The 24,456-nt window shown below is 64.7% G+C and carries 25 protein-coding genes and 1 riboswitch; of the genes, 15 read left to right on the forward strand and 10 right to left on the reverse strand.

Annotated features, from left to right (window positions below; all coding sequences use genetic code 11):
• Positions 1-98 precede the first annotated feature (98 nt).
• The 5 genes from lgt to ACP153_RS11990 all read left to right on the forward strand — a co-directional run bounded on the left by lgt (position 99) and on the right by ACP153_RS11990 (position 4,078).
• The gene (gene lgt, locus ACP153_RS11970; protein ID WP_424971221.1) at positions 99-995 is read left to right on the forward strand and encodes a prolipoprotein diacylglyceryl transferase; all 897 of its coding nucleotides are present in this window, start codon (positions 99-101) and stop codon (positions 993-995) included.
• Positions 992-2,053, forward strand: a complete 1,062-nt coding sequence (locus ACP153_RS11975) for a class I SAM-dependent methyltransferase (RefSeq protein WP_424971222.1) — start codon at positions 992-994, stop codon at positions 2,051-2,053. Before lgt ends, ACP153_RS11975 begins: the two co-directional genes overlap by 4 nt.
• A 21-nt stretch (positions 2,054-2,074) precedes the next feature.
• Complete coding sequence (pgeF, locus tag ACP153_RS11980) at positions 2,075-2,833, forward strand: peptidoglycan editing factor PgeF (RefSeq protein WP_424971223.1); 759 nt, start codon at positions 2,075-2,077, stop codon at positions 2,831-2,833.
• Positions 2,834-3,083: 250 nt separating this feature from the next.
• Positions 3,084-3,239 carry a hypothetical protein gene (locus ACP153_RS11985; RefSeq protein WP_424971224.1) on the forward strand — a complete coding sequence of 52 codons (156 nt, stop codon included), beginning with the start codon at positions 3,084-3,086 and terminating at the stop codon, positions 3,237-3,239.
• 236 nt (positions 3,240-3,475) lie between these two features.
• Positions 3,476-4,078, forward strand: a complete 603-nt coding sequence (locus tag ACP153_RS11990; RefSeq protein ID WP_424971225.1) for a Hint domain-containing protein — start codon at positions 3,476-3,478, stop codon at positions 4,076-4,078.
• A gap of 19 nt (positions 4,079-4,097) precedes the next feature.
• Here ACP153_RS11990 and ACP153_RS11995 read toward each other — a convergent pair whose 3' ends face one another.
• Positions 4,098-4,598 carry an Lrp/AsnC family transcriptional regulator gene (locus ACP153_RS11995; protein WP_424971226.1) on the reverse strand — a complete coding sequence of 167 codons (501 nt, stop codon included), beginning with the start codon at positions 4,596-4,598 and terminating at the stop codon, positions 4,098-4,100.
• Positions 4,599-4,763: 165 nt separating this feature from the next.
• Between ACP153_RS11995 and trxB the strand changes: the two genes are divergently transcribed.
• From trxB to ACP153_RS12010, 3 genes are all read left to right on the forward strand, one after another.
• Entirely contained in the window at positions 4,764-5,735 is a 972-nt protein-coding gene (gene trxB, locus ACP153_RS12000) for a thioredoxin-disulfide reductase (protein ID WP_424971227.1), read from the forward strand.
• Positions 5,736-6,046: 311 nt separating this feature from the next.
• A complete protein-coding gene (locus tag ACP153_RS12005; RefSeq protein WP_424971228.1) occupies positions 6,047-8,125 on the forward strand; it encodes a bifunctional sulfate adenylyltransferase/adenylylsulfate kinase in 2,079 nt (692 codons plus the stop codon).
• 135 nt (positions 8,126-8,260) lie between these two features.
• Positions 8,261-8,758 carry a hypothetical protein gene (locus ACP153_RS12010; protein ID WP_424971229.1) on the forward strand — a complete coding sequence of 166 codons (498 nt, stop codon included), beginning with the start codon at positions 8,261-8,263 and terminating at the stop codon, positions 8,756-8,758.
• Between the two features lie 32 nt (positions 8,759-8,790).
• On the opposite strand, the gene ACP153_RS12015 is transcribed toward ACP153_RS12010, so the two are convergent.
• The gene (locus ACP153_RS12015) at positions 8,791-10,116 is read right to left on the reverse strand and encodes a ferredoxin reductase family protein (protein WP_424971230.1); all 1,326 of its coding nucleotides are present in this window, start codon (positions 10,114-10,116) and stop codon (positions 8,791-8,793) included.
• A gap of 147 nt (positions 10,117-10,263) precedes the next feature.
• Positions 10,264-10,351, forward strand: a riboswitch (glycine riboswitch).
• Between the two features lie 157 nt (positions 10,352-10,508).
• Between ACP153_RS12015 and ACP153_RS12020 the strand changes: the two genes are divergently transcribed.
• Positions 10,509-11,735 carry a D-amino acid dehydrogenase gene (locus ACP153_RS12020; RefSeq protein ID WP_424971231.1) on the forward strand — a complete coding sequence of 409 codons (1,227 nt, stop codon included), beginning with the start codon at positions 10,509-10,511 and terminating at the stop codon, positions 11,733-11,735.
• Between the two features lie 79 nt (positions 11,736-11,814).
• Here ACP153_RS12020 and ACP153_RS12025 read toward each other — a convergent pair whose 3' ends face one another.
• The 7 genes from ACP153_RS12025 to pedF form a co-directional block, all read right to left on the reverse strand.
• Positions 11,815-12,405: a hypothetical protein gene (locus ACP153_RS12025; RefSeq protein WP_424971232.1), complete on the reverse strand. Its 591-nt coding sequence runs from the start codon at positions 12,403-12,405 to the stop codon at positions 11,815-11,817.
• Between the two features lie 211 nt (positions 12,406-12,616).
• A complete protein-coding gene (locus tag ACP153_RS12030) occupies positions 12,617-13,405 on the reverse strand; it encodes an FAD binding domain-containing protein (protein ID WP_424971233.1) in 789 nt (262 codons plus the stop codon).
• A gap of 48 nt (positions 13,406-13,453) precedes the next feature.
• Positions 13,454-15,850, reverse strand: a complete 2,397-nt coding sequence (locus tag ACP153_RS12035) for a xanthine dehydrogenase family protein molybdopterin-binding subunit (protein WP_424971234.1) — start codon at positions 15,848-15,850, stop codon at positions 13,454-13,456.
• A gap of 75 nt (positions 15,851-15,925) precedes the next feature.
• Entirely contained in the window at positions 15,926-16,414 is a 489-nt protein-coding gene (locus ACP153_RS12040; protein WP_424971235.1) for a (2Fe-2S)-binding protein, read from the reverse strand.
• 44 nt (positions 16,415-16,458) lie between these two features.
• Complete coding sequence (locus ACP153_RS12045) at positions 16,459-16,980, reverse strand: CoxG family protein (RefSeq protein ID WP_424971236.1); 522 nt, start codon at positions 16,978-16,980, stop codon at positions 16,459-16,461.
• Between the two features lie 75 nt (positions 16,981-17,055).
• Complete coding sequence (locus ACP153_RS12050; RefSeq protein ID WP_424971237.1) at positions 17,056-17,958, reverse strand: substrate-binding periplasmic protein; 903 nt, start codon at positions 17,956-17,958, stop codon at positions 17,056-17,058.
• Between the two features lie 72 nt (positions 17,959-18,030).
• Entirely contained in the window at positions 18,031-18,705 is a 675-nt protein-coding gene (gene pedF, locus ACP153_RS12055) for a cytochrome c-550 PedF (RefSeq protein WP_424971238.1), read from the reverse strand.
• 236 nt (positions 18,706-18,941) lie between these two features.
• Between pedF and ACP153_RS12060 the strand changes: the two genes are divergently transcribed.
• The 6 genes from ACP153_RS12060 to ACP153_RS12085 all read left to right on the forward strand — a co-directional run bounded on the left by ACP153_RS12060 (position 18,942) and on the right by ACP153_RS12085 (position 23,795).
• Positions 18,942-20,066 (forward strand): ABC transporter substrate-binding protein, encoded by a 1,125-nt coding sequence (locus ACP153_RS12060; protein ID WP_424971239.1) that lies wholly within the window; start codon positions 18,942-18,944, stop codon positions 20,064-20,066.
• Between the two features lie 82 nt (positions 20,067-20,148).
• A complete protein-coding gene (locus tag ACP153_RS12065) occupies positions 20,149-21,117 on the forward strand; it encodes a YVTN family beta-propeller repeat protein (RefSeq protein ID WP_424971240.1) in 969 nt (322 codons plus the stop codon).
• A 98-nt stretch (positions 21,118-21,215) separates the two neighbouring features.
• The gene (locus tag ACP153_RS12070) at positions 21,216-21,665 is read left to right on the forward strand and encodes a hypothetical protein (RefSeq protein ID WP_424971241.1); all 450 of its coding nucleotides are present in this window, start codon (positions 21,216-21,218) and stop codon (positions 21,663-21,665) included.
• Positions 21,666-21,671: 6 nt separating this feature from the next.
• Positions 21,672-22,391, forward strand: coding sequence for an ABC transporter ATP-binding protein (locus tag ACP153_RS12075; RefSeq protein WP_424971242.1), 720 nt, complete (start codon positions 21,672-21,674; stop codon positions 22,389-22,391).
• A gap of 64 nt (positions 22,392-22,455) precedes the next feature.
• Positions 22,456-23,247: an ABC transporter permease gene (locus ACP153_RS12080; protein WP_424971243.1), complete on the forward strand. Its 792-nt coding sequence runs from the start codon at positions 22,456-22,458 to the stop codon at positions 23,245-23,247.
• 2 nt (positions 23,248-23,249) lie between these two features.
• Positions 23,250-23,795, forward strand: coding sequence for a tetratricopeptide repeat protein (locus ACP153_RS12085; RefSeq protein ID WP_424971244.1), 546 nt, complete (start codon positions 23,250-23,252; stop codon positions 23,793-23,795).
• On the opposite strand, the gene ACP153_RS12090 is transcribed toward ACP153_RS12085, so the two are convergent.
• Positions 23,735-24,451, reverse strand: coding sequence for an ABC transporter ATP-binding protein (locus ACP153_RS12090; protein ID WP_424971245.1), 717 nt, complete (start codon positions 24,449-24,451; stop codon positions 23,735-23,737). The two genes, ACP153_RS12085 and ACP153_RS12090, sit on opposite strands and share 61 nt — an antisense overlap.
• Positions 24,452-24,456 lie beyond the last annotated feature (5 nt).

The following is a 24,456-nucleotide window of genomic DNA, read 5'->3' on the forward strand; positions in this document are numbered from 1 at the left end:
TCTGTGCTGTGATGTATATGGCCCCGCCCCCGCCAAAGCTCAAGGTTGACATCCGCGCGGTCAGCCCGGACAGATCGCCCCAGACGCCGGAGCCAACCATGCCCTTCGCCATTCCCTTTCCGCCCCTGTCGCCCGAGCTCTTCAGCATCGAGATCGGGACCTTCACCTTTGCCCTCCGCTGGTATGCGCTGGCCTATATTGTCGGGCTCGGGCTGGGTTGGTGGATCGTGACGCGACTGGTGCAGCGGCCCGCTTTGTGGGGTGCCCGCCCGGCCCCCATGACCCCGCCGCAGGTGGAGGCGTTGCTCACATGGGTCGTGCTGGGTGTGGTTCTGGGCGGACGACTGGGTTTTGTGCTGTTTTACCAACCGGATTACTACCTGCGAAACCCGGCCGAGATCCTGATGGTCTGGCAAGGCGGCATGGCCTTTCATGGGGGGCTGGCGGGCGTCGTGCTGGCGGTCGCCCTGTTTTGCTGGCGCGAAGGCGTGCCGCCTTTGCAGACTGCGGATGCGTTGGCGCTGGCCACGCCGCCGGGCCTCTTTCTCGGGCGGATGTCGAATTTCATCAATGCGGAGCTCTGGGGGCGCCCGACCGAGGCCCCTTGGGGCGTGATCTTCCCCGGGCTCAACGCGCAGGATTGCGGTCAACCTCTGGGGGAACTCTGTGCGCGTCACCCTTCGCAGCTCTATGAGGCCGGGCTTGAGGGGTTGCTGTTGGGGCTGGTGCTCTGGATCCTTCTGCGGCGCGGGGCGCTGGCCCGGACCGGCGCGATCTTTGGCACCTTCCTTGCGGGCTATGGCGGTGCGCGCTTTGTCGTCGAGCTGGTGCGCCAACCGGACGCGCAGTTTGTCAGCGCGGGCAACCCTGTGGGCTATGCGCTGCAACTGGGGGAATGGGGGCTCACCATGGGACAGCTCCTGAGCCTGCCGATGATTGCCCTGGGTCTGGTTCTGATCGCGCGGGCACGCCTGCGCCCGGCAGCCCCGGCATGACCCCGCTGGCCGAATTGCTGGTGGCGCGGATTGCGGCAACTGGTCCGATCACCGTGGCAGAGTATATGGCGGACTGCCTGCTCCATCCCGAGCATGGCTACTACACGACCCGGACGCCCTTCGGACAGAAGGGCGATTTCACCACCGCGCCCGAGATCAGCCAGATGTTCGGCGAGATGCTGGGCCTCGCCCTTGTGCAGGCCTGGATGGATCAGGGCGCACCGGCTGAGGCCTGCCTTGCCGAGATCGGACCCGGGCGCGGCACGCTCATGGCGGATATCCAGCGGGTCTTTGCCCAGATCCCGGGAGGGCCGCGCCTGCGCCCCCATTTGGTCGAGGCGAGCCCGGCCCTACGCAAGATCCAAGCCAAGGTGGTCCCAGATGCCCACTGGCATGACAGCGTCAGCGATCTGCCTGAGGCACCGCTCTTTCTGGTCGGCAACGAGTTTTTCGATGCCCTGCCGATCCGGCAGTTCCAGCGGACGGAGACCGGTTGGGCCGAGCGCATGGTCGGGGTGTCCGAGGGCGCGCTGTCTCTGGGTCTGGGCCCCTCGGACCCGAGGCCGGAACTGGACGCACGGCGCGAGGATACAGAGCCAGGGGATCTGGTGGAAACCTGCGCCCCTGCCCTGCCGATCATGACCGAGATTGCCGCGCGCATCGCCCGCCATGGCGGGGCAGCGATCCTCGTGGATTATGGTGGCTGGCGCAGTCTGGGCGACACGCTGCAAGCGGTGCGCAACCATGCTCCAGACCCGGTGCTCGCCCATCCCGGCCAGGCAGATCTGACGGCCCATGTGGATTTCGAGCCGCTCACCCTCGCCGCGTCCGAGGCCGGGGCCCGCCCAGCCCGGTTGCTGTCTCAGGGGGTTTTTCTCGAACAGCTCGGCATTACGGCCCGCGCCCAGGCCCTTGCCAAAGGGCTGAGCGGAGCGGCTCTCGACAGCCACATCGCCGCACATCGGCGCTTGACCCACCCGGATGAAATGGGAACCCTGTTCAAAGTGCTCGGCGTGAGTCCCATGGACGCGCCGCCCCTCGCCGGGACGCGCCCCTGACCTTTCTGCCGGAGCCGATCCATGACGCTCGACATCCTGACTTCTCCGGCGCTGTCGGTGACCCATGGCTTTTTCACCCGGAAGGGCGGGGCCTCTTCCGGGGTGTTCGAGGGGCTGAATTGCGGGCCCGGATCCTCGGACCAATCCGAAGCGGTCGAAATGAACCGCGCCCGGGTCGCTGCGGCGATGGGGGTGGATCTGCCCCATCTGGCGACAGTGCATCAGGTCCATTCAGCGGATGTCGTCTTGCTCGACGGGCCCCTCGGGGACGCCCCCAAACCCAAGGCGGATGCCATGGTGACGGCGACCCCGGGCCTCGTGCTCGGGATCCTGACCGCCGATTGCCAGCCAGTGCTCTTTGCTGATCCGGAGGCTGGCGTCATAGCTGCAGCCCATGCGGGCTGGCGGGGCGCATTGGACGGGGTGCTCGAAGCGACCATCGACCAAATGGTCGCCGCAGGGGCCACGCGCGACGCGATCACAGCGGTGATCGGCCCCTCAATATCGCAGAGCGCCTATGAGGTCGGGCCCGAATTTCTCGAGAGGTTTCTGGAGGCTGATCCCGAAAACGGCCGGTTCTTCGCCAGTGGCTTTGGTGAAAAGTTCCAGTTCGACCTGATTTCCTATGGCGTAGCGCGATTGCGAGCCGCCGGGATCGGCCACGCGGCCTGGACAGGCCATTGCACCTATTCGGACCCGGCGCGATTCTTTTCCTATCGCCGCAGCGTTCACCAATCCGAGGCGGATTATGGCCGCCTGATCTCCACCATCCGGCTCTGAGACCACATTGCCGCCACATTTCTGCCCCATCCGCGGGGCGAGGCGTGGCGCATTTGTCTCAGTTTTTCCGGTTTCCCGTTCAAAAACAGCGATTTCGACGAGTTTCCCCCTGGGCGACATCGGCACAATTTGACTCAAAATGTCCGAAATCGGCCCAGAAAGCGCCTTATTCCCGGGCGACCGTGTGAACAATCAGCCGCATTGCGGGGTATTGGCTGGTGAAATGAGTACACAGTCCGGAGGGACACCCATGATGACCACCACGCCACGCTGGCTGATCGCGATGATCCGCGCCACCGAAGACGAGATCCCGCCCCTACCCTATGCCCGCGAGACGCGGCGCCCTGCGACCTTGCGCGCTCTGCCGCCAGAGGTCGAAGAGCTGCCCGTGCGCCGGGCCGGATAGGGGAAGCCCGCCCCGCACGGGGCAGGTTGTTAAGGTTTACGTCTTAAATTCTTTGACAATTTTACTCAAACGAACGAGCGTCGGGTGGCTGATAGCGGTGGGGGCCGTACAGCAACCCGAGAGTAACGAGTATGGCTCCTGTTCGTTTTCCGTCCGCCCAAGTTGGGTCGGGCACGCCAACATCGTCGACGACACAACTGCCGGTCTTGGCCAAGTTTTCCAGCCGCTGCATTCATATGGGCGAGCGGAGCCTTTGCGCACGCAATGCCGAGATCACACAACGGCTTTTGCCCGCTTTCGGGATTTTCGCCCAAGGCGCGCAGATGCGCGTGCCCGACGGGACCGTCTCGATCGAGGATCTGGGGCTTGAGGATCAGGTCACCGGAGCCGATGGCAACCCGATGACGATCACCTGGATCGGCGAGGTGACCCTGCGCCCCGATGCGCTCGAAACCCCCTGGCTGCGCCGGGTGCAGCCCGAACGCTTCGGCTTCGCCCGCCCGCTCAGCGACGTGATCCTGGGCGCCGGGGCTGAGATCCTGCTCGATCCATTCACCGAGAGCTCACGCCCGCTGGAAAGCTACCCGAATGACGACATGATCACCGCGCTGGTGCCCCCCACACCCGTGCGCCTGTTCCAGATCGCCTGTCAGTCGCCGGGTTGGGTTTCGGCCAATGGTTTGCCGGTGCGCACACTGGACCCGGATGCGTTCCTCGCCCGTCAAAGCGGCTTGGTGACCACCGCCTTTTCCAAGCTGATGCCGGGTGGTTTGGCGACCGGAACGGGGGAGCGGTTCGTGACCTCCTCGCCCTTCCGCAAGGCACGTCTCGGCAACTGAACTGGCGCGCGCCGCCGGTTCAGGCCGTGCGGCTCAGCCGCTCTTCCATGACGTCGAAGGGCACGCCGGGGTCGTCCTTGGCGCCGCGGATGACCAGCGAGGTCTTTACGCTCGCCACGTTTTCCGCGGCCGTGAGCTGCCCGGTCAGGAAGCTCTGGAAGGAGGACAGGTCGGGTGCCACGCATTTCAGGATGAAGTCAATCTCGCCATTGAGCATGTGGCACTCACGGACCAGCGGCCATTCCCGGCAGCGGGCTTCAAACGCGCTGAGATCCGATTCGGCCTGACTGCTCAGGCCGACCATGGCAAAAACCTGCACCTCAAAGCCCAGGGCCCGGCTGTCCACATCCGCGTGGTAGCCCCGGATGAAGCCCGCATCCTCCAGCGCCCGGACCCGGCGCAGACAGGGCGGCGCCGAGATCCCGACCCGCTTGGCCAGCTCCACATTGGTCATCCGACCATCGGCCTGAAGCTCCGCCAGGATCTTGCGATCGATCGGATCTAATTTAGATGCATGCATGGCAGCCCCTTCCCATAGGGGTTTCTTACGTGACACGCTCTAGCTGCGCAATAATATTTCACCGTTGAGCAATAAATTTATGTCCGATCCGGACTGTCTTCGGCCCCTTCCCCTCGCGGCGTCGGAGTTTTATATGCGGTGAACCATTTGCGAGGAAGCTGCCCCATGTCGACCGAGAACATCCGCCACCTGAAGGTCCTCATCATCGGCTCCGGACCTGCCGGGTACACCGCCGCCGTCTATGCCAGCCGCGCGATGCTGGACCCTGTGCTCGTGCAGGGGATCCAGCCGGGTGGTCAGTTGACAATCACCACCGAGGTTGAGAACTGGCCCGGCGACAGCATGGTCATGGGGCCCGACCTGATGGTGCGGATGGAAGAGCATGCCCGCGCCATGGGGGCCGAGATCGTCTCGGACCATATCAACCGGCTCGATCTCTCGGCGCGCCCCTTCACCGCCTATGCCGATAGCGGCACGGTGTTCAAGGCGGACGCGCTGATCCTGGCCACGGGCGCGCAGGCGAAATGGCTGGGCCTGCCCTCCGAAGAGCATTTCAAAGGGTTTGGCGTCTCGGCCTGTGCCACCTGCGACGGGTTTTTCTATCGCGGCAAGGAGGTCGTGGTGATCGGCGGCGGCAACACCGCCGTGGAAGAGGCGCTGTTTCTGACCAACTTCGCCTCCAAGGTGACGCTCGTGCACCGTCGCGACAGCCTGCGCGCAGAAAAGATCCTGCAGGATCGTCTGTTCAAGAACCCCAAGGTCGAGGTGATTTGGGATCACACGGTCGAAGAAGTCGTTGGCGCCGACAACCCGCGCGGTGTCGAAGGCGTGGTGATCAAGCATGTGGCCAGCGGCGAGACGCGCACGGTGCCCTGCGCCGGGTTCTTCGTGGCCATCGGCCATGCACCAGCCTCGGAACTGGTTGTCGATCAGCTGGAGACCCATATGGGCGGCTATGTGGTCACACAAGCCGACAGCACCGCGACCTCGATCCCGGGTGTCTTCGCCGCCGGAGACCTGACGGACCACGAGTATCGCCAGGCCGTGACCAGTGCCGGGATGGGCTGTATGGCCGCTCTTGAGGCCGAGCGCTTCCTTGCCGCGCAGGAAGGCGCGGAACCCGTCGCCGCCGAGTAGGGCAACGCGCCAAGCGCGGATCTATTGATCCGCGCCACCGGGATCGGTGGCCCCGTGCGACACGCACGGGGCGGACCCGCGCAACAGCAACCTTTTTTCTGAGCCGATTTGGCGCGTTGCTGCGTCCACACCCCCGCCGCGCCCTCAGGCGCGGCCCCTAGAGCTGTATGATCCTGAGCCACCTCACGCAGCAGTGTGGCTCGAGGGACCCAGTGCGGGATACTTAAACTCTGCGACATTTATGGGATTTGCTGCGCGTGCAAAATAGTGCGAAGCGTTCACGCGTGAACAAACATTGAGTCGCGTCCCCCATGTCCCTCCACCCCGTCCCGATCTCGGCTGATGACGACGAAGACCTGCGGTTTCGTCTGCTGCGCCAGCTCGACCAGGCGCCGGACGCGTCCCAGCGCACCATCGCGCAGGCGATCGGGGTCTCTCTTGGACGACTCAACGCCCAGCTCCGCGCCGCGACCGAAGCAGGCCTGATCGAGGTCAGCGACCGCAATGACAGCGACCGGCGCAAGCGCTTCGCCTATGGGCTCACCGCTCGTGGCGCGGCGGAGAAAGCCCGCCTCACCGACCGATTTCTCGCGCGTAAGTTTTCTGAATACGCCGCCCTTCATGCCGAGCTCACGGGCTCGGCAGCCTATCCCCTTCCTCAAAATGTCAGGAGCACTCTGATGCAGAACAATCTCGCCCCCATTCCGGAGCTCTATGTCTCCGCGGACAGCGCCCAGAAGCTCAAGGTCGAGGCCGCGTCGCTCCCCTCCTGGGACCTGACCCCGCGCCAGATCTGCGACCTCGAGCTGCTGATGAATGGCGGGTTCAACCCGCTCAAGGGCTTTCTGGGCAAGGACGACTACGAAGGCGTGGTCGAGAACATGCGCCTCGCGGACGGCTCCCTCTGGCCCATGCCGATCACCCTGGATATCAGCCAGGACTTCGCCGACAGCATCGAGGAAGGCCAGGACATCGCCCTGCGCGACCAGGAAGGCGTGATCCTAGCTATCCTGTCGATCTCGGACAAGTACATCCCCAACAAGGCCCGCGAGGCCGAAATGGTGTTTGGCGCCGATGATCTGGCCCACCCGGCGGTGAACTACCTGCACCACGTGGCCGGTCCGGTCTATCTGGGCGGGGCGATCACCGGCATCCAGCAGCCGATTCACTATGATTTCCGCGCCCGTCGCGATACGCCGAACGAGTTGCGCGCTTATTTCCGCAAGCTCGGCTGGCGCAAGGTCGTGGCCTTCCAGACCCGCAACCCCCTGCACCGCGCGCACCAGGAACTGACCTTCCGCGCGGCCAAGGAATCCCAGGCCAACCTGCTGATCCATCCGATCGTGGGCATGACCAAGCCGGGCGATGTGGACCACTTCACCCGCGTGCGCTGCTATGAGGCGGTGCTCGACAAGTACCCGGCCTCCACCACCTCCATGAGCCTGCTGAACCTCGCCATGCGCATGGCTGGCCCGCGCGAAGCCGTCTGGCACGGTCTGATCCGCGCCAATCACGGCTGCACCCATTTCATCGTCGGTCGCGACCATGCCGGCCCCGGCAAGAACTCCGCCGGTGAGGATTTCTACGGCCCCTATGACGCGCAGGACCTCTTCCGCGAGCATCAGGAGGAAATGGGCATCGAGATGGTCGATTTCAAACACATGGTCTGGGTGCAGGAACGCGCGCAGTACGAGCCCATGGATGAGATCAAAGACAAGGATGACGTCACCATCCTGAACATCTCGGGCACCGAGCTGCGCCGTCGCCTGGCCGAGGGCCTCGAGATCCCTGAGTGGTTCTCCTTCCCCGAAGTGGTCGCCGAGCTGCGCAAGACCAAGCCGCCGCGCGCCCAGCAGGGCTTCACCGTCTTCCTCACCGGCCTCTCCGGCTCGGGCAAATCCACCGTGGCCAACGCGCTGATGGTCAAGCTGATGGAGATGGGCGGCCGTCCGGTCACCCTGCTCGATGGGGACGTGGTGCGGAAACACCTCTCCTCCGAGCTGGGCTTCTCGAAAGAGCATCGCGACATCAACATCCGCCGGATCGGCTACGTGGCCTCCGAGATCACCAAGAATGGCGGCATCGCGATCTGCGCACCCATCGCGCCCTACACCGCGACCCGCCGGGCCGTGCGCGAGATGATCGAAGCTTACGGCGCCTTCGTCGAAGTCCACGTGGCCACCAGCCTCGAGGAATGCGAGCGCCGGGACCGCAAGGGCCTCTACAAGCTGGCGCGCGAAGGCAAGATCAAGGAATTCACCGGGATCTCCGACCCCTATGAGGCGCCCACGGCAGCCGAGCTGGTGCTCGACACCGAAGGGACCGAGGTGGATTACTGCGCCCAGCAGGTGCTGCTGAAGCTGGAATCCATGGGCCTCGTCGCCGCGTGATCCGGTTGGGGCGGCAGCGCCCCGTCTGAACCATCGAACCGCCCTGCCAGCCCTCTGGCGGGGCGGTTTTCGTTTGCGCTTGCTTGACAGCCGGACGCCGCGCGCAAACCCTGCGCCCCAAGAGCAGGAGCCCCCATGACCGCCCCCACCCACACTGAGCAGGCAGAGGCCTTGCGCTGGATCACCGGCACGGCGGCGCAACACGCCCTGCCCTATCAGGTCTGCGGCGGGCTCGCGGCGCTGGCCCAGGGCGGCTCCCGCCCGCTCCACGATATCGACCTCTATATGCCCTTCGCCCATCCGAAATGGCCGGAGTTCCTGCGCGCGATTACCCCGTATCTGACCTGGGGTCCCGAGGCGGTGGTCGAGAGGCAATGGAATCTCACCTATCTCAAGCTCCTCTACCACGGGCAAAAGATCGAGATCGGCGCGGCGGAGGATACCCGGATCCAGGACAAGGTCACGGGCGCATGGATCCCGCAGGTCATCGATTTTGAAGTCTCGGTGCGCTGTGACGTGCTGGGCTGCGCCATCGATGTGATGCCCGCAAGCCAACTCATCGCCTATAAACGCCTCTTGGCCAGGGAGGTGGACCTGATCGACATCTGCGATCTCGAGGCCCACCTGCCCTAGCCTTGCCCCCCTTCAGCGGGGGACGTCCTTACCTACCGCCCGGCGACCGTTGCGCGTTGGCGGGCCACCATTTCGCTGGCTGCCTCCATGACCGGCTTGCCGAGATAGATCAGCTCGGACAGGCAATAGGCCCCGCGGAAGTCGAAGCGCTCGCTATGGATGCGCCCGGTCTTGCCCGTCGCCGCCCACTGGGTCACGACCATCTCCTTCAGGCCTTCGGGCCCGCAGAGATAGACCTGCGCCTTCGTCCCGACCCCGCGCAGGATCTCGGCCAGCCGCGCCGGGGTCAGCTTGCCGCCGCCGCAATCGGAGATGACATGCAGGTCAACCTGCGGCAGTTGCAGAACCCGACGCTCCACATCCTCCAGCGCGCCTGCGCTCTCCCGCGACCGGATGCAATAGATCAGGGTCACGCGCGGGCCATGGTCCGGCTCCATCTTCTCCAGCGCGGCGAGGAAGGGCGTGATGCCGACACCGCCCGCGACCCAGACCTGCTCGCTCCGGGTGGTTCCGGTCTGCGGCAGGAAGCGTCCAACGCCACGCCCGAGCCGCAGCTGATCGCCCACGGTCACGTTCTTGACGAACGCCTCGGTCCAATCCCCCGCCGCGCGGATCACAAAGCGCCGCTCGGTCTCGGTCCCGCCCGCGATGGTGAAGGGATGTGCCTCGGCCCGCGCCTCGTTCTGCGCGAGGGTCGAGAACTGACCGGGGCGGAACCGCGGCAGCGGCGCATCGGCGCGCAGGGTCACATCCACCCCCCCGTCAAAGGGCGTGACCGAGGCCACCGTGACGAGCCGCGTCGGTGTCACCTTGCGCAGCAGGGTCTGTCCCCAGGCCACGCAGCCCGCCACGGAGGTCACCACCATCACCGCCCATGGTAGCGTCCCAAGGCTCAGCGGGCTCGCGACAAAAAGCGTGTGAAATGCCCCCAGCACAAAGATCGGGCCCATGAGCATATGGCTCGCTTTCCACAGGTGGTACGGGATCACGCGGACCATGGCAGCGGCGGTCATGAAAATCAGGCCGGTCGCCGCGATCGAGCCTGCGCCCTCGGCACTGTCGGCCAGGAACGGCACCAGCCCCGCGCCGGAGAAATCCGCCAGCGCCCAATGCCCCAGCGCGCCGCCCAGGGCACAGATCCCCAGCCAGCGATGGGCGCCATAGGACTTGTCCGGCCCGCCCATGATCCGGTCCACGACCCGCCAGCGCGCGGCCAGGATCAGCGTCGCCGCCATGGCGGTCATCGACAGCGCCCCGAGCGCCGCGGGCAGAATGCTTGCCAGGGGCGTGAAGGGCGCGACAAGCGCGATATGGGCCGCGATCAGACCGGTGACGATCAACAGGGTTTTCTTGGGCATGGGGCACTCCGATAGTTTGATGCCCCGGATTTAGGCAAGCTGCCTCACAGCGCCCTGCGCCCAACCTTACAATTCCGTAAACCCCGCCCCGTCCAAACTTCTTCTTGCTCCGAATCAAGACCCGTCCTAATCGGCCAGTGTCGCTAATGACTTTGTGTTGGAGAGATCAGCCGCGCGCTGGCGCCGAAGGAGCAACCCCCCGGAAACTCTCAGGCAAATGGACTGCACGAAAGTCGACAATCTGGAAAGCGGACCTGTCTTCGGACGGTTCCACCGACGGAGAAAGCAGGCCACCTCAGGGGGTCTCGCGTAGCTCTCAGGTACTCTGACAGAGGGGATGAGCGGTGCAGGCGGCTGCACCATGTCTTGGTCTGTCCATGGGAGATGTCCCGTTGAAAAAAATTGCTGTTATCGGGGCCGGAGTTACCGGCGTTACCACTGCTTATGCGCTGCTCAATCGCGGCTTTGAGGTCACTGTTTTTGACCAGAACCGCTATGCCGCGATGGATACGTCCTTTGCCAATGGCGGGCAGCTTTCGGCGTCCAATGCCGAGGTCTGGAACCGCTGGTCCACGGTGATCAAGGGCATGAAGTGGATGTTCAAGCGCGGCGCACCGCTTCTGGTGAACCCCAAGCCGAGCTGGCACAAATACTCCTGGATGGCCGAGTTCATGGCCCATATCCCGGACTACAGGCAGAACACGGTGGACACGGTCCGCATGGCCATCACCGCGCGCGAACACCTCAAGGCGACCGCCGAGAAGGAAGGGTTCACCTTTGACGTCGAAGAGCGCGGCATCCTGCACATCTACAACACCAAATACGAGTTCGACCACGCCACCGAGGTGAACGCGATGCTCGCGGAGGGCGGGCTGGTACGCGAGGCGGTCACACCCGAGGAGATCAAGGCGCTGGAGCCCGCGACCGTGGGCACCTATTACGGCGGCTATTTCACCCCCTCGGACATGACCGGCGACATCCACCGCTACAGCCGGGGACTGTCGGAGGCCTGCCGCAAGAAGGGTGCGACTTTCCATTTCCGCGCCGATGTCACCGGGATCCGCATGGTCGAGGACGGCCATATGATCCAATGGTCCGAAGAGGATAGCGCGCGCTCCGAAGAGCGGTTCGATGGGGTCGTGGTCTGCGCCGGTGTCTCCAGCCGGAAGTTCGGCCGGATCCTGGGCGACCGGGTGAACATCTATCCGGTGAAAGGCTACTCGATCACGGTCAAGCTCGACGACGAACAGAGCCAGGCCGCCGCGCCGTGGATCAGCCTGCTCGATGATGAAGCCAAGGTAGTGACCAGCCGTTTCGGCAAGGATCGCCTCCGCGTTGCGGGGACGGCGGAGTTCAACGGCTACAATCTGGATATCCGCGATGACCGCGTGCGCCCCCTGGTGAAGTGGGTGGAGCGGAACTTCCCGGATGTGGAGACCGAGCATGCGGTACCCTGGGCCGGGCTGCGCCCGATGATGCCGAACATGCTGCCGCTGGTGGATGCGGGCAAACGCCCGGGTGTCTACTACAACACCGGCCACGGGCATCTGGGCTGGACCCTCTCGCCCGCAACGGCCGAGATCATTGGCGACAAGATCCAGACGGATCTGGCCGCCTGATCGCGGGCCCGCTTGCGGGTTGGATCTCAGGGGGTGCGGGGCCGCTCAGGCCTCGCCGCCCCATCGAAAGCGTCGGTGCTCAGAAAGTCCGCTTGAACCCGAGCGAGAGCGCGGTCGACCCACTATCGGCGTCAAACACGCCATAGCCGTCCGAGCGGTGATGCATCCCCACGAGGAGCGACGTGTCCGGGTTCGGCAGATTGAACTCCAGCTCCGCCTTCCAATAGAAGAAGTTGCGCTGGGACTCGCCTGTCCGTTCCACCTCGACGCTGGGAACCTCCGTCGCGTGGGAGAGGCCGAGGCCGTAGGCAAAGCTCTCGAAACTGTCGATCCAGGGGTTTGGCGGGGTGTAGCGCAGCACGACGGGGACGTTGAATTCCCAATGGTCCATCTCTCCGAAATGGCGAACAACCTGCCCCTCCACGCCCCAGCTGAACCGGCTCGCGCCGATCTGACGCTCGAGCCCGAAAGCGAGACCGATCAGATAGGAATCCGCCCAATCCACTTCAAAACGCAGGATCTCGAAGGAGGTGTTTTCGGTCATCGACGCGCCAAAGAACGTCAGATGCCGCTCCCAGGAGGGGTCCAGCTCGAACCCCGCCGCCATCCCCGGCCCCAGACAAAGCGCCGCCGCACATGCTGCGCCCGTCAATCCTCGCGTTTCGCCCATCACAATCCCCCAAACCAAGACAACGGCCCCACGCACCGCACGAATCAAACCTCATTCCGTCATAGAAAAGACGCCGTAACAGGGCCAGCCCCCCGGCCCGATCCAGACGCCATGTCACAAGAGCCGGTCCCCCCGGGAACGAGGGCCCCTGACACGCGAAAGCCCCGCCCGGAGGTCCGGACGGGGCTTTGCTTGATTGGTCAGGCGGGCCTTAGGCGGCCGCGACCGCACGCCCGGTCAGAACCTTGACCAGATGGGCGCGATAGGCGCCTGTGCCGTGCAGATCGCTGATCATGCCATCCGCCGAAACCGACAGATCCGCGAGCGCATCGGCCGAGAAGTTGCTGCTCAGCGCAGCCTCTGCCTCGGTCCAGCGGAACACGCCCTCCTCAGAAGCTCCGGTCACCGCGACGCGCACGCCATCGGCGTATTTGGCCACGAAGACGCCCACGAGGCTGAAGCGCGAGGCGGGCTGGACAAACTTCTGCCAGGCGGCCTTTTCCGGCACGGGGAAGCGAACCTCGGTGATGATCTCCCCCTCATCGAGGGCCGTGGTGAACATCCCCTGGAAATAGTCATCCGCCGCGATCTCCCGCGCATTGGTGACGATGGTCGCGCCCGAGCCGAGCGCAGCCGCCGGATAGCAGGCTGCCGGGTCGTTATTGGCAAGGCTGCCGCCGATCGTGCCGCGATTGCGGACCGCCGGATCGCCGATCTTGCCCGCCAGAGCCGAGAGGCCCGGATAGCTCGACGCGGTCTCAACGGCGACCACCGCGTGGACCGTACCGCCCCCGATGCAGATCTCGCCCGCATCATTGGTGCAGATCCCCTTCATCTCGGCAATGCCCGAGAGGCTGACGAGGGTGTCCGGCGCGGCCAGTCGCTGCTTCATCGTCGGAAGCAGGGTCTGCCCTCCGCCCAGCGCCTGCGCATCCTCTGAGGACAGGGCCGAGACAGCATCCGCGACGGTGCTTGGTTTCACAAAGTCGAAATTGTGCATTTCATTCTCCCAGTTGTGGGAGCTCCGCCCGAAGGCAGAGCCCGTCGCTTATTCTGCCCAGCCGTCGGCTTTCTCGCCGTTCATCGCAGCCCAGACGCGGCTCGGCGTCAGCGGCATGTCGATATGGCTCACATGGGTGTGGCCCGCCCGGTGCAGGGCGTCGATCACCGCATTCACCACCGCAGGCGGGGAACCGATGGCCCCGGCCTCGCCGCAGCCCTTCACCCCGAGCGGGTTATGGGTGCAGGGCGTGATGCAAGAATGGTCGACCTCGAACATCGGCACATCATCGGCGCGGGGCATTGTGTAGTCCATGTAGGACCCCGACAGAAGCTGGCCGTCCTCGTCATAGGAGCAGTTCTCGAGCAGCGCCTGCCCGATGCCTTGCGCCACGCCGCCATGGACCTGCCCCTCGACGATCATCGGGTTGATCACGTTGCCGAAATCATCCGCTGCCGTGAAGCCGAGCACATCGACCTTGCCGGTCTCCGCATCCACTTCGACCTCGCAGATATAGGCGCCCGACGGGTAGGTGAAGTTCGACGGATCGTAGAAGGCCGTCTCCTCCAGCCCGGGCTCGATATCTTCGAGCGGGTAGTTATGGGGCACGTAGGCCGCGAGGGTCACATCCCCCCAAGCCACGGATTTATCCGTGCCGGCCACGGTGAAGGCACCGTCCTTGAGCTCGATATCGCCCTCGGCGGCTTCGAGCAGGTGGGCGGCGATCTTCTTGGCCTTGTTGATGATCTTCTCGGTCGCGCGGACCATGGCCGATCCGCCCACCGCGATGGAGCGGGAGCCATAGGTGCCCATGCCCATGGGCGTGTTCGCGGTGTCGCCATGGACGACCTCGATCATACCCTCATCAATGCCCAGCATCTCGGCCACAACCTGCGGGAAGGCGGTTTCATGCCCCTGCCCGTGGCTGTGCGAGCCGGTCATCACGCTGATCGAGCCAGTGGCGTTCACGCGGACCGTGGCACTCTCATAAAGACCGGCGCGTGCACCGAGCTGTCCCACAAGGTTCGACGGAGCGATCCCGCAAGCCTCGATGAAATGGGCGATACCCAAACCGCGCAGCTTGCCGTTCTTGGCGCTCTCGGCGCGGCGCGCCTCGAACGTGTCGACACCCGCCATCTCAAGCCCCTTCTCAAGGGTCGCGTGGTAATTCCCGGTGTCATAGGTGACCGCCACGGGCGTGTCATAGGGGAACTGATCGGGCTTGATGAAGTTGATCCGGCGCAGCTCGGCCGGGTCAATGCCCAACTCCCGCGCGGCCTTGTCCACCACACGCTCCAGCTGGAACGTGGCCTCGGGGCGACCGGCCCCGCGATAGGCATCCACCGGCGTCGTGGTCGTGAAGACGGCCTTGACGTTGGTGTAGATGAGCGGCGTCGTGTAGTTCCCCGCGAGCAGTGTGCCGTGCAGCCATGTGGGGATCGACGGCGCGAAGGTCGACAGATACGCGCCCATATTGGCGTAGGTATCGCAGCGCAGGGCGGTGAACTTGTTGTTCTCGTCCAGTGCCAGTTCGATCTTGGTCACATGGTCCCGACCATGGGCGTCCGACACGAAGGCCTCGGAGCGAGAGGAGGTCCATTTCACCGGGCGCCGGATCTGGGCGCTGGCGAAGGTCACAAAGGCCTCTTCGGCGTAGTGATAGATCTTGGAACCGAAGCCGCCACCCACGTCCGGAGCCACCACGCGCAGCTTGTGCTCGGGGATGCCCAGCACGAAAGCGCCCATCAGCAGGCGGATCACATGGGGGTTCTGAGAGGTTGTGTAGAGGGTGTAATCCTCGGTGCCCGGGTTGAAGTCGCCCACGGCTACGCGGGGCTCCATCGGGTTGGCCACCAGACGGTTGTTGGTCAGCTCCAGCGTAGTGACGTGATGGGCATTCTTGATCGCCTCATCCACCGCCGCGCGGTTCTCTTCGACAAAACCCCACTCGTAGCAGAGGTTGTCGTCGAGATCGTCATGCACCTTCGTGGCGCCCTCCGCGATGGCGGCCTTCATGTCCATGACTGCCGGCAGCTCCTCGATGTCCACATCGATCGCCTCGGCGGCATCGCGGGCCTGCTCGAGGCTCTCGGCCACAACCACGGCGATCGGGTCGCCCACATGGCGCACTTTTCCTTCCGCCAGCACCGGGTGCTTGGGCTCTTTCATCGGGTTGCCGTGCAGATCGGTGACCTGCCAGCCGCAGGGCACACCGCCCACCGCCTCGAAATCCTTGGCCGTGAAGATCTGAACCACACCATCCATGCCGTCGGCGGCAGAAGTGTCGATCCCGTTGATCTTGCCATGGGCCACTTCCGAGCGCAGGAAATAGGCGTAGGTCTGGTTGTGCAGGTTGATATCGTCTGTGTAGCGTCCACGGCCGGTCAGGAACCGGACGTCTTCGCGGCGCTTAGAGCTGGCGCCAATGCCACCGTCTTTGGGCATGCATTCCTCCCTGGGGAAAACCTTGGTCTGTAGATCCGGGGCGCAGGATCGCGCCCGAGGGGTCGCGTGCTGGCCTTATTCCGCAGCCATCGGCGGCGCGACGTCCTGACCGGAGGCGGCCATGATCGCTTTGACGATGTTGTGGTAGCCGGTGCAGCGGCAGATATTGCCTTCGAGATATTCGCGGATCTCGGCCTCGGAGGGCTTGGGGTTGTCCTTCAGAAGGGCAGCCGCAGACATCACCATGCCCGGGGTGCAGAACCCGCATTGCAGCCCGTGATGTTCCTGGAAGGCGGCCTGGATCACCGAGAGCGAGCCGTCCGGGTTGGACATGCCCTCGATCGTCTTGACCTCGGCGCCATCGGCCTCGGCCGCCAGCATCGAGCAGGCCTTGACCGCTTCGCCGTTCACATGAACCACACAGGCGCCGCACTGGCTGGTGTCGCAGCCCACATGGGTCCCCGTGAGGTTCAGCTCATCGCGCAGGAACGACGACAGAAGCGTGCGGCCCTCCACGTCACCGGAGCGGGCCTTGCCGTTCACGGTCATTGTCACAGATGTCATACAGATCCTCCCTGAATCCTGATGTCTGACGGCGGGACAAGTGCTCAGCTGACGAGCTTCTTGAGCCACCCTTTCTTCTTTTCACCATCGCCGCCCTCGGGGGACGGATCCTCGCCTTCGGGGGCGGGGCCCTCGACGGCTTCCTGGAACTTGGCAAAGAACTGATCCGCCATCTTCTTGGCGAACCCGTCAATGATCCGGCTGCCGAGCTGGGCGAGTTTGCCGCCGACCTTGGCCTCCACATCGTAATGCAAGCGCGTGCCGGTTTCGATCGGCTCAAGCCGGACGCTGGCGCCGCCCTTGGCAAACCCGGCAGCCCCCCCCTTGCCTTCGCCAACGATCTTGACGCTCTCGGGGGCGTTCATGTCCTGCAACTCGACTGCGCCCTTGAAGGTCGCCTTCACCGGCCCGACCTTCTGGACGACCACGGCCTCGAACCCCTCTTCGGGGGAGCCGTGCATCTCCTGGCAGCCGGGCACACAGGCCTTCAGCACCTCCGCATCGAGCAGCGAGTTCCAGACCGTCTGAGGGTCCGCGGCGATGTCGCGCGAGTCAGTGAGGTGCATCGGGGTCGTCCTTTCACGTTATACGAGAGCCTAACACGCTGTTCGCATGGGACTACTCGTACCAAAGTTGTAGGTTCAGCGCTCAGGGGCGCTGAATTGTAATCCATAATCCGCGAAGATCGCTTCGATCCGGCCGTCATCGAGCGCATAGCGCACGGCGTCATCCACCCAATAGGCGAGCGGTCGATAGGCGAAATGCACGCCCAGACCGATGGTCCAGGCGCCGCGGGAAAAGCCCGGCAAGGGCGGCTGGTGCACGCCGATGGTCTCGGTCTTGCCATGCTCCAGCTGGGCCAGCGGCCCCATGGCCGCCTTGACCTCCCCCGCCGCGAGGGCAGCCATCGCCTCCTCCATGGTGGGAAAGCGCTGGATATTGTTCAAAAGCTGCCCGCCTGCGAGGCTCGACAGGTAGAAATCGGCAATCGAGTCATTTTCGACTGCGACCGTATCAAACCGGAAATAGGCCGGGACCGGCTTTTCCTCGGGATAGCTCGCCGCGTCATAGGCGATGGCGATGCTTTCCTTGTAATACTGCCCGGTAAAGACGACCTGCTCGACGCGGCAGGTGTACTCACTGTCATAGGGCACGCGCATCATGATGTTCGACACGGCCCCGCCGACAATCGGCCCTTTCCAGACATTGTTGCGCAGATCCGCATCCAGCGTCTCGCCGGCAGTGACGAAGTTGAACCGCGCATCCACGCCGATATCCGCCGCGATCAGCTTGCCGATCTCCACATCGATGCCACGGGGTTTGCCGCCCTCTTTCCAGGAATAGGGCGGGAAATCCTCATAGACCGCGATGGTGACAAAGCCGCGTTCCTGAATCGTATCGAGATCCTGCCCGACGATGTCACGGCTGGCATTCTGAGGTTTGGGTTGCGGGACCCAATCAGCGCACCTGTCCGCATGGGCCGGGGCGCTCAGAGTGATCGTTGATAAGATGGCAGCCGAAATCCAGTTGGAAACGCGGACCATTCTTCCTCCCATGCTGTTGGTCCGGCGCGCTTTTTCTTGTCTTCTCTGCGCGCCGGAGATCACGAGCCCTGATTATTGCGCAGCAGACAGACCCACCGTCAAGGTTTCGGCGGCGGTCTTGTAGCTTTCCGGGGACCCGGCCAGCTGGGCCGCTGCGCGCCAGGCGATGCTGTCTGCGAGGGGTGCACCGCTTTCGGTGTAGACCTCGGCGGCAATCGCCTCGAGCTCGGTCTTCATGGCCATTTCATCGGCCACGCTACCGCTCATCAACTCGTCGCGGATTTCCTTCAGACGGGCCTGGTGATCGTCGAGCGCGCCCTCGCCGGGACGGGTCTCGATATAAAGGCGGATCGCCCAAGCGGCTTTCTGGCCCAGCAGGTCCCCAAAGGCGGGCATCTTGGTGATGCCGTTCTGGGTGTAGCCATACTGGAACCGCTCCACATACCACTCGTCGCCATATTCCTCGGCTTCGAGATACCGCAGATCCGGTGCAAGACCGCCCGACACCGCGCCCAGCCCGTGGCAGCGTGCGCAGTTCTGGTTGTAGCCCGAGGATCCGATATCGATCGCGGCCTTCCACAGGGCGGGCTCAAGCTCGCGATAGGGGTTCTCGATCAGCCACTCTTCGCCCACTTCGGGCAGCGCGTCCGTATCCACAGGCTGCGGTGCGACATCCCCGTGGGCATAGGCCATCGTGGCAGTGAAAAGGGCGATCCCCACAAGGTGGGCGGTCTTTGTCAGGTCCATGTTCCTCGGCTCCCGCATCAGTGTTCTGGTGTCGAGGCTGTTGTAGTCGACAGGATGCGCCCGCAGAATTGGACTTTGGTTTAAGAGGTCGCAGCCCGAGCCCCTTTCGGGCCGAAAACCGCCCTGGCGAGCCTTCGACATTGGTCGCATTTTACTCTCCCCCATGCCCGTCCTACCGTGCTGACAAACGGGAGGATCACATGCACCAACTCGCCTTAGGCGTTTGTGCGACAGCTATGCTGGCAACCACTGCGAGTGCACTGGATTTGTCCGTGCACTACTTGCGCCAGGACATCTCGCCCCCGCCCACATTGTCCAATCTCGACCCTGTCCCCGAGGATCTGGGGCTTGCGGGCGCGCAGCTCGGGCTGGAAGACAACACCACCACGGGGCGGTTCCTGGGGCACAAGTATGAGCTGACGATCACCGAGGTGGCCGAGGAGGGCGATCTGCTCTCTGCGGCCCGAGCCGCGCTGGCCGAGACCCCGTACCTGCTGGTGGACGCCCCGGCGGAGGCCCTCTTGGCGATCGCCGATATGCCCGAGGCCGCCGAGGCGCTGATCTTCAACGTGGCCACAGGCGATGTTGCCCTGCGAGACGGGGAGTGCCGGGGCAATCTGCTCCACACCCTGCCTTCGGACGCCATGCGCACGGATGCGCTGGCCCAATTGTTGGTGAAAAAGCGTTGGACGGATCTGGTCATGATCTCCGGCACTTATCCGGTGGATACGGCCTATGCGGAGGCGCTGCGGAACTCCTTGACCAAGTTCGGGCTCGACCTGGAAGCCGAAAAGACCTGGGCCTTTGACGCGGATATGCGCCGCAATGCGGCACAGGAAGTCCCGCTCTTTACGCAGGAGTTCGGCGATTACGACGCCCTGCTCATTGCCGATGAGGTCAATGATTTCGGCCGCTACATCCTCTACAACACATGGGAACCGCGCCCGGTCGCAGGCTCCGAAGGACTGAGCCCGCGCACCTGGTCGCCCGTGGTGGAACAATGGGGCGCCGCCCAGCTGCAGTCGCGCTTCACAGAAGCCGCCGAGCGCGGTATGGCCCCGGTGGACTATGCGGCCTGGGCGGCCATGCGCTCCCTCGGGGAGGCGGTCGTGCGGACCTCTGCAACGGACCTGCCGACCTTGCGCGGCTACATCCTCGGCGACACGTTCGAACTGGCCGGGTTCAAGGGACGCCCCCTGACCTTCCGCCAGTGGAACGGCCAGCTCCGCCAACCCATTCCGATCGTGCACCCCCGTGCCCTGGTCGCTCAGGCCCCGCTGGACGGGTTCCTGCACCAGCGGACGGAGCTCGACACGCTCGGTCTCGATGCCCCGGAAAGCGCCTGCACGGCCTTCAACTGACCCTGCCCGGGTCTTTCACAGCCAGTTCCCGGGGGGCGCAACGCGTGTCCCCCGCTTCCTTCACCAGAGCCGGAGCCGATCCATGAAACCGACCCTGACCACCCTCGCCTTCCTTCTCGCCTCCACCGCCGCCCATGCCTCGGGCGAGATCTGGGTGACCAATGAGAAGGACGACACGATCAGCGTGATCGACATCGCCACGCTGGAGGTTGTCCGCACCATCGAAACCGGAGAGCGCCCGCGCGGCATCACCTTCTCCAAGGACTATTCCCGCGTCTATATCTGCGCCTCCGACAGCGACACGGTGCAGGTGATGGATCCGGTGACGGGCGAGATCCTCCATGATCTGCCCTCCGGGGAGGACCCCGAGCAGTTCGTCCTCCACCCCAATGACCGCCACCTCTATATCGCCAATGAGGATGACGCGATCACCACGGTGGTCGATACCGAGACCCGCACCGTGATCGCCCAGATTGATGTGGGGATCGAGCCCGAGGGCATGGCCGTCTCCCCCGATGGCAAGATCGCCATCACCACCTCCGAGACCACCAATATGGCCCATTGGATCGACACGGAGACCCAGGAGCTCTTTGCCAACACGCTCGTGGACAGCCGCCCGCGCCATGCGGAGTTCATCAAGGATGGCGCGCAGCTCTGGGTCAGTGCCGAGATCGGCGGGACCATCTCGATCTTCAACGTCGCCGATCAGACCGAGATCGCCAAGATCGGCTTCGAAGTCGATGGCGTCCATCCGGACAGGGTGCAGCCCGTGGGGTTCGAGTTCACCGAGGGCGACACCCATGCCTTCGTGGCGCTCGGCCCGTCGAACCATGTGGCCGTGGTGAATGCCGAGACCTTCGAGGTTGAGGATTACATCCTCGTGGGCCGTCGGGTCTGGCATATGGATTTTTCGCCGGACAAATCCCTGCTTTTCACCACCAATGGCGTCTCCGGCGATGTGACCGTCATCGACGTGGCCAAGCGCGAGGCGATCAAGTCGATCAAGGTCGGCCGTTTCCCTTGGGGCGCGGCCCTGCGCCCCACCGAATAGACCCGCGCGCTGCCCTGCGGTCGCCTCGAGCGCGCCCGACCTTGGCGCCTCAGCGTCCCTTCCTTCAACGACCATTCCGATACCAAAGGACCGAACCCATGAAGACCCTGACCCTCGCTGCCACCACCCTCGCCCTCGTCCTGCCGGGCCTCGCCCTCGCCGATGGCGCCCCGCGCGACGAATGGGGCCGCGCCGGCATCCTGTCCTCGGCCAACAAGGCCGACCTGCCGCCGATCACCCTCAGCTCGGGCACGCCCCTCTCCGAGGCCCCCTGGGTCCTGACCTCCGGCACCTATTACGAGTTCGAGATCGAAGGCGACGGCTCCGCCGAACTGGCCCTTGAAGGATCCGAGTTCTTCCGCGCCATCTGGATCGACGAGATCGTGGTGAACGATCTGGAGATCCGCCCCCTCGGCGTGAACTCCATCGAGTTTGACGATGCAGGCGAAATGGAAATAGGCTTTGTGGCAATCAAGCCTGGCAGTTACTTCCTGCGCATTCCAGGCTCCACAGGAGAGACCCAGCGCATTGACATCACCATCGAGTAACACCGCGTGACGGGCCTGAGCGTCCGCGACCTGAGCTTTTCCTATGGCTCCAAACGCGCCCTTGCGGAGGTCAGCTTTGACATCCCCCAGGGCGCGTTCTGCGCTTTGCTCGGGCCGAACGGCGCGGGGAAATCCACCCTGTTCGGCCTGCTGACCCGGCTCTTCACCAGCGCCGAGGGTGCGATCACCGTGGCGGGCCATGACCTGCGCCAGACCCCGCGCGCAGCCCTTGCCGAGATCGGCGTGGTGTTCCAGCAAACCACGCTGGATCTGTCCCTCTCCGTGGACCGCAACCTGAGCTATTTCGCAGCGCTCCATGGGCTCGCCGGGGCTGACGCCGCCCGGCGCATCGATACCGCGCTCGACCTGCTGGACATGACCGAGCGGCGGCGCGAGACCGTGCGCAACCTCAATGGCGGCCACCGCCGCCGCACGGAAATCGCCCGCGCCCTGATCCACGACCCCTCCGTGCTGCTCCTCGATGAGCCGACCGTGGGGCTCGACGCGGCCTCCCGCGCGGCGATCACCGACCATGTCCATGAGCTCTGCGCCGCGCGCAATCTGACGGTGCTCTGGGCCACCCACCTGACCGACGAGATCCGCGGTACGGACCAGCTCCTGATCCTGCACCGGGGCAAGATCCGCGCCGATGGCCCCACCGACAGCATCCGGGGCGAGACGCCCCTGACCGACCACTTCCTGGCCCTGACCGGAGCCGAGGCATGACCGCCCCCCTCATTGTTCCCCAAATACTCCCGCCGGAGGCGGTCCCCAGCTTCGAGCCCGCGCCATGAATGCCTATCTCATCGCCCTGCGCGCCATCATCGCCCGCGAAGCCTTCCGCTTCATCCAGCAGCGCGAGCGCTTCATCGCGGCCCTTGTGCGCCCTCTCGTTTGGCTCCTGGTCTTCGCCGCGGGTTTCCGCGCGGCGCTTGGCCTGTCGATCATCCCGCCCTACCAGACCTACATCACCTATGAGGTCTATATCGTCCCTGGCCTCTGCGGGATGATCCTGCTCTTCAACGGCATGCAATCCTCGCTCAGCCTCGTCTATGACCGCGAGATGGGGTCCATGCGGCTCTTGCTGACCTCGCCCCTGCCGCGTTGGTGGCTGCTCTTTTGCAAGCTCACGGGTGGCACGCTGATCTCGATCGCTCAGGCTTATGCCTTCCTCGCAATTGCCGCGATCTTCGGCATCTACATGCCCTGGCAAGGCTACCTCATGGTCTTCCCGGCCCTTTTGATCGCGGGGCTCATGCTGGGGGCGCTCGGCCTCGCATTGTCGAGCTTTATCAAACAGCTGGAAAATTTCGCCGGGGTCATGAACTTCGTGATCTTCCCGATGTTCTTCCTCTCCTCCGCGCTCTACCCCTTGTGGAAAATGGCCGAAAGCTCGGAACTCCTCCACGATATCTGCGCGGTCAATCCCTTCACCCATGGGGTCGAGCTCATCCGATTTGCGCTCTACGGCAACCTGAACCTTGCCGCGCTCGGCTGGACCCTGCTCGCAACCCTCGCCTTCATGGCTCTGGCGCTCTGGGGCTATGACCCGGCGCGCGGCATGATCAAGCGCAAGGGATGAAGATGCGCGCGCTTCTCGCGGCCTTGCTCGCCGCCTTCGCCTTGCCGGTCCTTGCGGAGGAGCCCGATGAGGATCCGGGCGGCACGCTGAACCCCGAGGAGATGACCTGGGGCTCCATGCTCGACAAGGCCAGCCGGGGCGAGACCGGCATGGTTATGTGCGCCTCTGGCTACATGCTGACGAAGTCCGGCGATCACGAGAACGCCCGCCAGATCTTCGAGACCTGTGCCGAGGCGGGCTATACGGGCGCGATGACCTGGATGAGCCAGCTTGACGACAATGGCCTCGGCGCCGACGAGAACCCCGATGCCGCCGCCGAGTGGAACCGCCGCGCGGCGGAGGCCGGGGATGCGGTGGGCAAGTTCAACCACGGGATCGACCTGCTGCGCGGGCGCGGGATCGCCAAGGATCCGATCAAGGGGCGTCAGATGGTGGATGCCGCCGCCGCCGAGGGGGTCGAGGCCGCCCGGCGTCTGCAGGGCGCGGGCTATGACTTGGACGAGGTCACGCCGGACGCGGATAACTGGAAATACGCGCCCTTGTTCTGACGCTCCGCCCCGAGCCGTGCGGGGCTGCCGGACAGGGTGACAATGCGCGAGGCCAGCATCTTGGCCTCGGTTTCCACATGGGTGACGAGCACCGTGGCCAGCCCCCGCGCCGCGCGGAGCCGGGCAAAGAGAACCATCATCTCCTCGGCCAGCTCCGGGTCGAGCGAAACGAAGGGTTCATCAAGCAACAACACATCCGGCGCACTGCCAAAGGCCCGCGCCAGCGACAAGCGCCGCTGTTGGCCAAGGGACATCTGCGTTGGGTACTGACCCGCGTGATCGGCCAAACCGACCTCGTCGAGCGCCTCCTGCGCGGCCTTCGCCGACAGGCCCGTGGTCAGCCGGATATTGTCCCGCGCCGTGCGCCAGGGCAGCAGGGTCGGCTCCTGAAACACCATCGCCATACGGTCAGGCACCTGAAGCGTGCCGGTGAATCGGGTCTCGAGCCCGGCGAGGATGCGCAGAAGGGTGGATTTCCCCACCCCGGACGGCCCGGTGATGGCCAGCGTCTCGCCCGGGCGCAAAGACAGCTCCAGAGCACCGAGCACGGGCGTGCCATCCTCGAACCGCATTTCGGCAAGCGTCAAGGTGACGAGAGGGGCCGAGGCCCCGGGGACGCCCGACGCCCCCGCCTCAGCTTCGGTATCGCTGGCCACGCGCA

Origin of the sequence: Dinoroseobacter sp. S76 (assembly GCF_049801095.1) — a bacterium.
Taxonomy (GTDB): domain Bacteria; phylum Pseudomonadota; class Alphaproteobacteria; order Rhodobacterales; family Rhodobacteraceae; genus Dinoroseobacter.

Coding starts and splice junctions, on each gene's coding strand:
- ACP153_RS12070 (WP_424971241.1), top strand. CDS start 21,216: ATGAAGACCCTGACCCTCGCTGCCACCACCCTCGCCCTCGTCCTGCCG.
- ACP153_RS11975 (WP_424971222.1), top strand. CDS start 992: ATGACCCCGCTGGCCGAATTGCTGGTGGCGCGGATTGCGGCAACTGGT.
- ACP153_RS11985 (WP_424971224.1), top strand. CDS start 3,084: ATGATGACCACCACGCCACGCTGGCTGATCGCGATGATCCGCGCCACC.
- pgeF (WP_424971223.1), top strand. CDS start 2,075: ATGACGCTCGACATCCTGACTTCTCCGGCGCTGTCGGTGACCCATGGC.
- lgt (WP_424971221.1), top strand. CDS start 99: ATGCCCTTCGCCATTCCCTTTCCGCCCCTGTCGCCCGAGCTCTTCAGC.
- ACP153_RS12025 (WP_424971232.1), bottom strand. CDS start 12,405: ATGGGCGAAACGCGAGGATTGACGGGCGCAGCATGTGCGGCGGCGCTT.
- ACP153_RS12065 (WP_424971240.1), top strand. CDS start 20,149: ATGAAACCGACCCTGACCACCCTCGCCTTCCTTCTCGCCTCCACCGCC.
- ACP153_RS12080 (WP_424971243.1), top strand. CDS start 22,456: ATGAATGCCTATCTCATCGCCCTGCGCGCCATCATCGCCCGCGAAGCC.
- ACP153_RS12060 (WP_424971239.1), top strand. CDS start 18,942: ATGCTGGCAACCACTGCGAGTGCACTGGATTTGTCCGTGCACTACTTG.
- ACP153_RS11995 (WP_424971226.1), bottom strand. CDS start 4,598: ATGCATGCATCTAAATTAGATCCGATCGATCGCAAGATCCTGGCGGAG.
- ACP153_RS12045 (WP_424971236.1), bottom strand. CDS start 16,980: ATGCACCTCACTGACTCGCGCGACATCGCCGCGGACCCTCAGACGGTC.
- ACP153_RS12035 (WP_424971234.1), bottom strand. CDS start 15,850: ATGCCCAAAGACGGTGGCATTGGCGCCAGCTCTAAGCGCCGCGAAGAC.
- ACP153_RS12005 (WP_424971228.1), top strand. CDS start 6,047: ATGTCCCTCCACCCCGTCCCGATCTCGGCTGATGACGACGAAGACCTG.
- pedF (WP_424971238.1), bottom strand. CDS start 18,705: ATGGACCTGACAAAGACCGCCCACCTTGTGGGGATCGCCCTTTTCACT.
- trxB (WP_424971227.1), top strand. CDS start 4,764: ATGTCGACCGAGAACATCCGCCACCTGAAGGTCCTCATCATCGGCTCC.
- ACP153_RS12015 (WP_424971230.1), bottom strand. CDS start 10,116: ATGCCCAAGAAAACCCTGTTGATCGTCACCGGTCTGATCGCGGCCCAT.
- ACP153_RS12040 (WP_424971235.1), bottom strand. CDS start 16,414: ATGACATCTGTGACAATGACCGTGAACGGCAAGGCCCGCTCCGGTGAC.
- ACP153_RS12010 (WP_424971229.1), top strand. CDS start 8,261: ATGACCGCCCCCACCCACACTGAGCAGGCAGAGGCCTTGCGCTGGATC.
- ACP153_RS11990 (WP_424971225.1), top strand. CDS start 3,476: ATGGGCGAGCGGAGCCTTTGCGCACGCAATGCCGAGATCACACAACGG.
- ACP153_RS12030 (WP_424971233.1), bottom strand. CDS start 13,405: ATGCACAATTTCGACTTTGTGAAACCAAGCACCGTCGCGGATGCTGTC.
- ACP153_RS12050 (WP_424971237.1), bottom strand. CDS start 17,958: ATGGTCCGCGTTTCCAACTGGATTTCGGCTGCCATCTTATCAACGATC.
- ACP153_RS12085 (WP_424971244.1), top strand. CDS start 23,250: ATGCGCGCGCTTCTCGCGGCCTTGCTCGCCGCCTTCGCCTTGCCGGTC.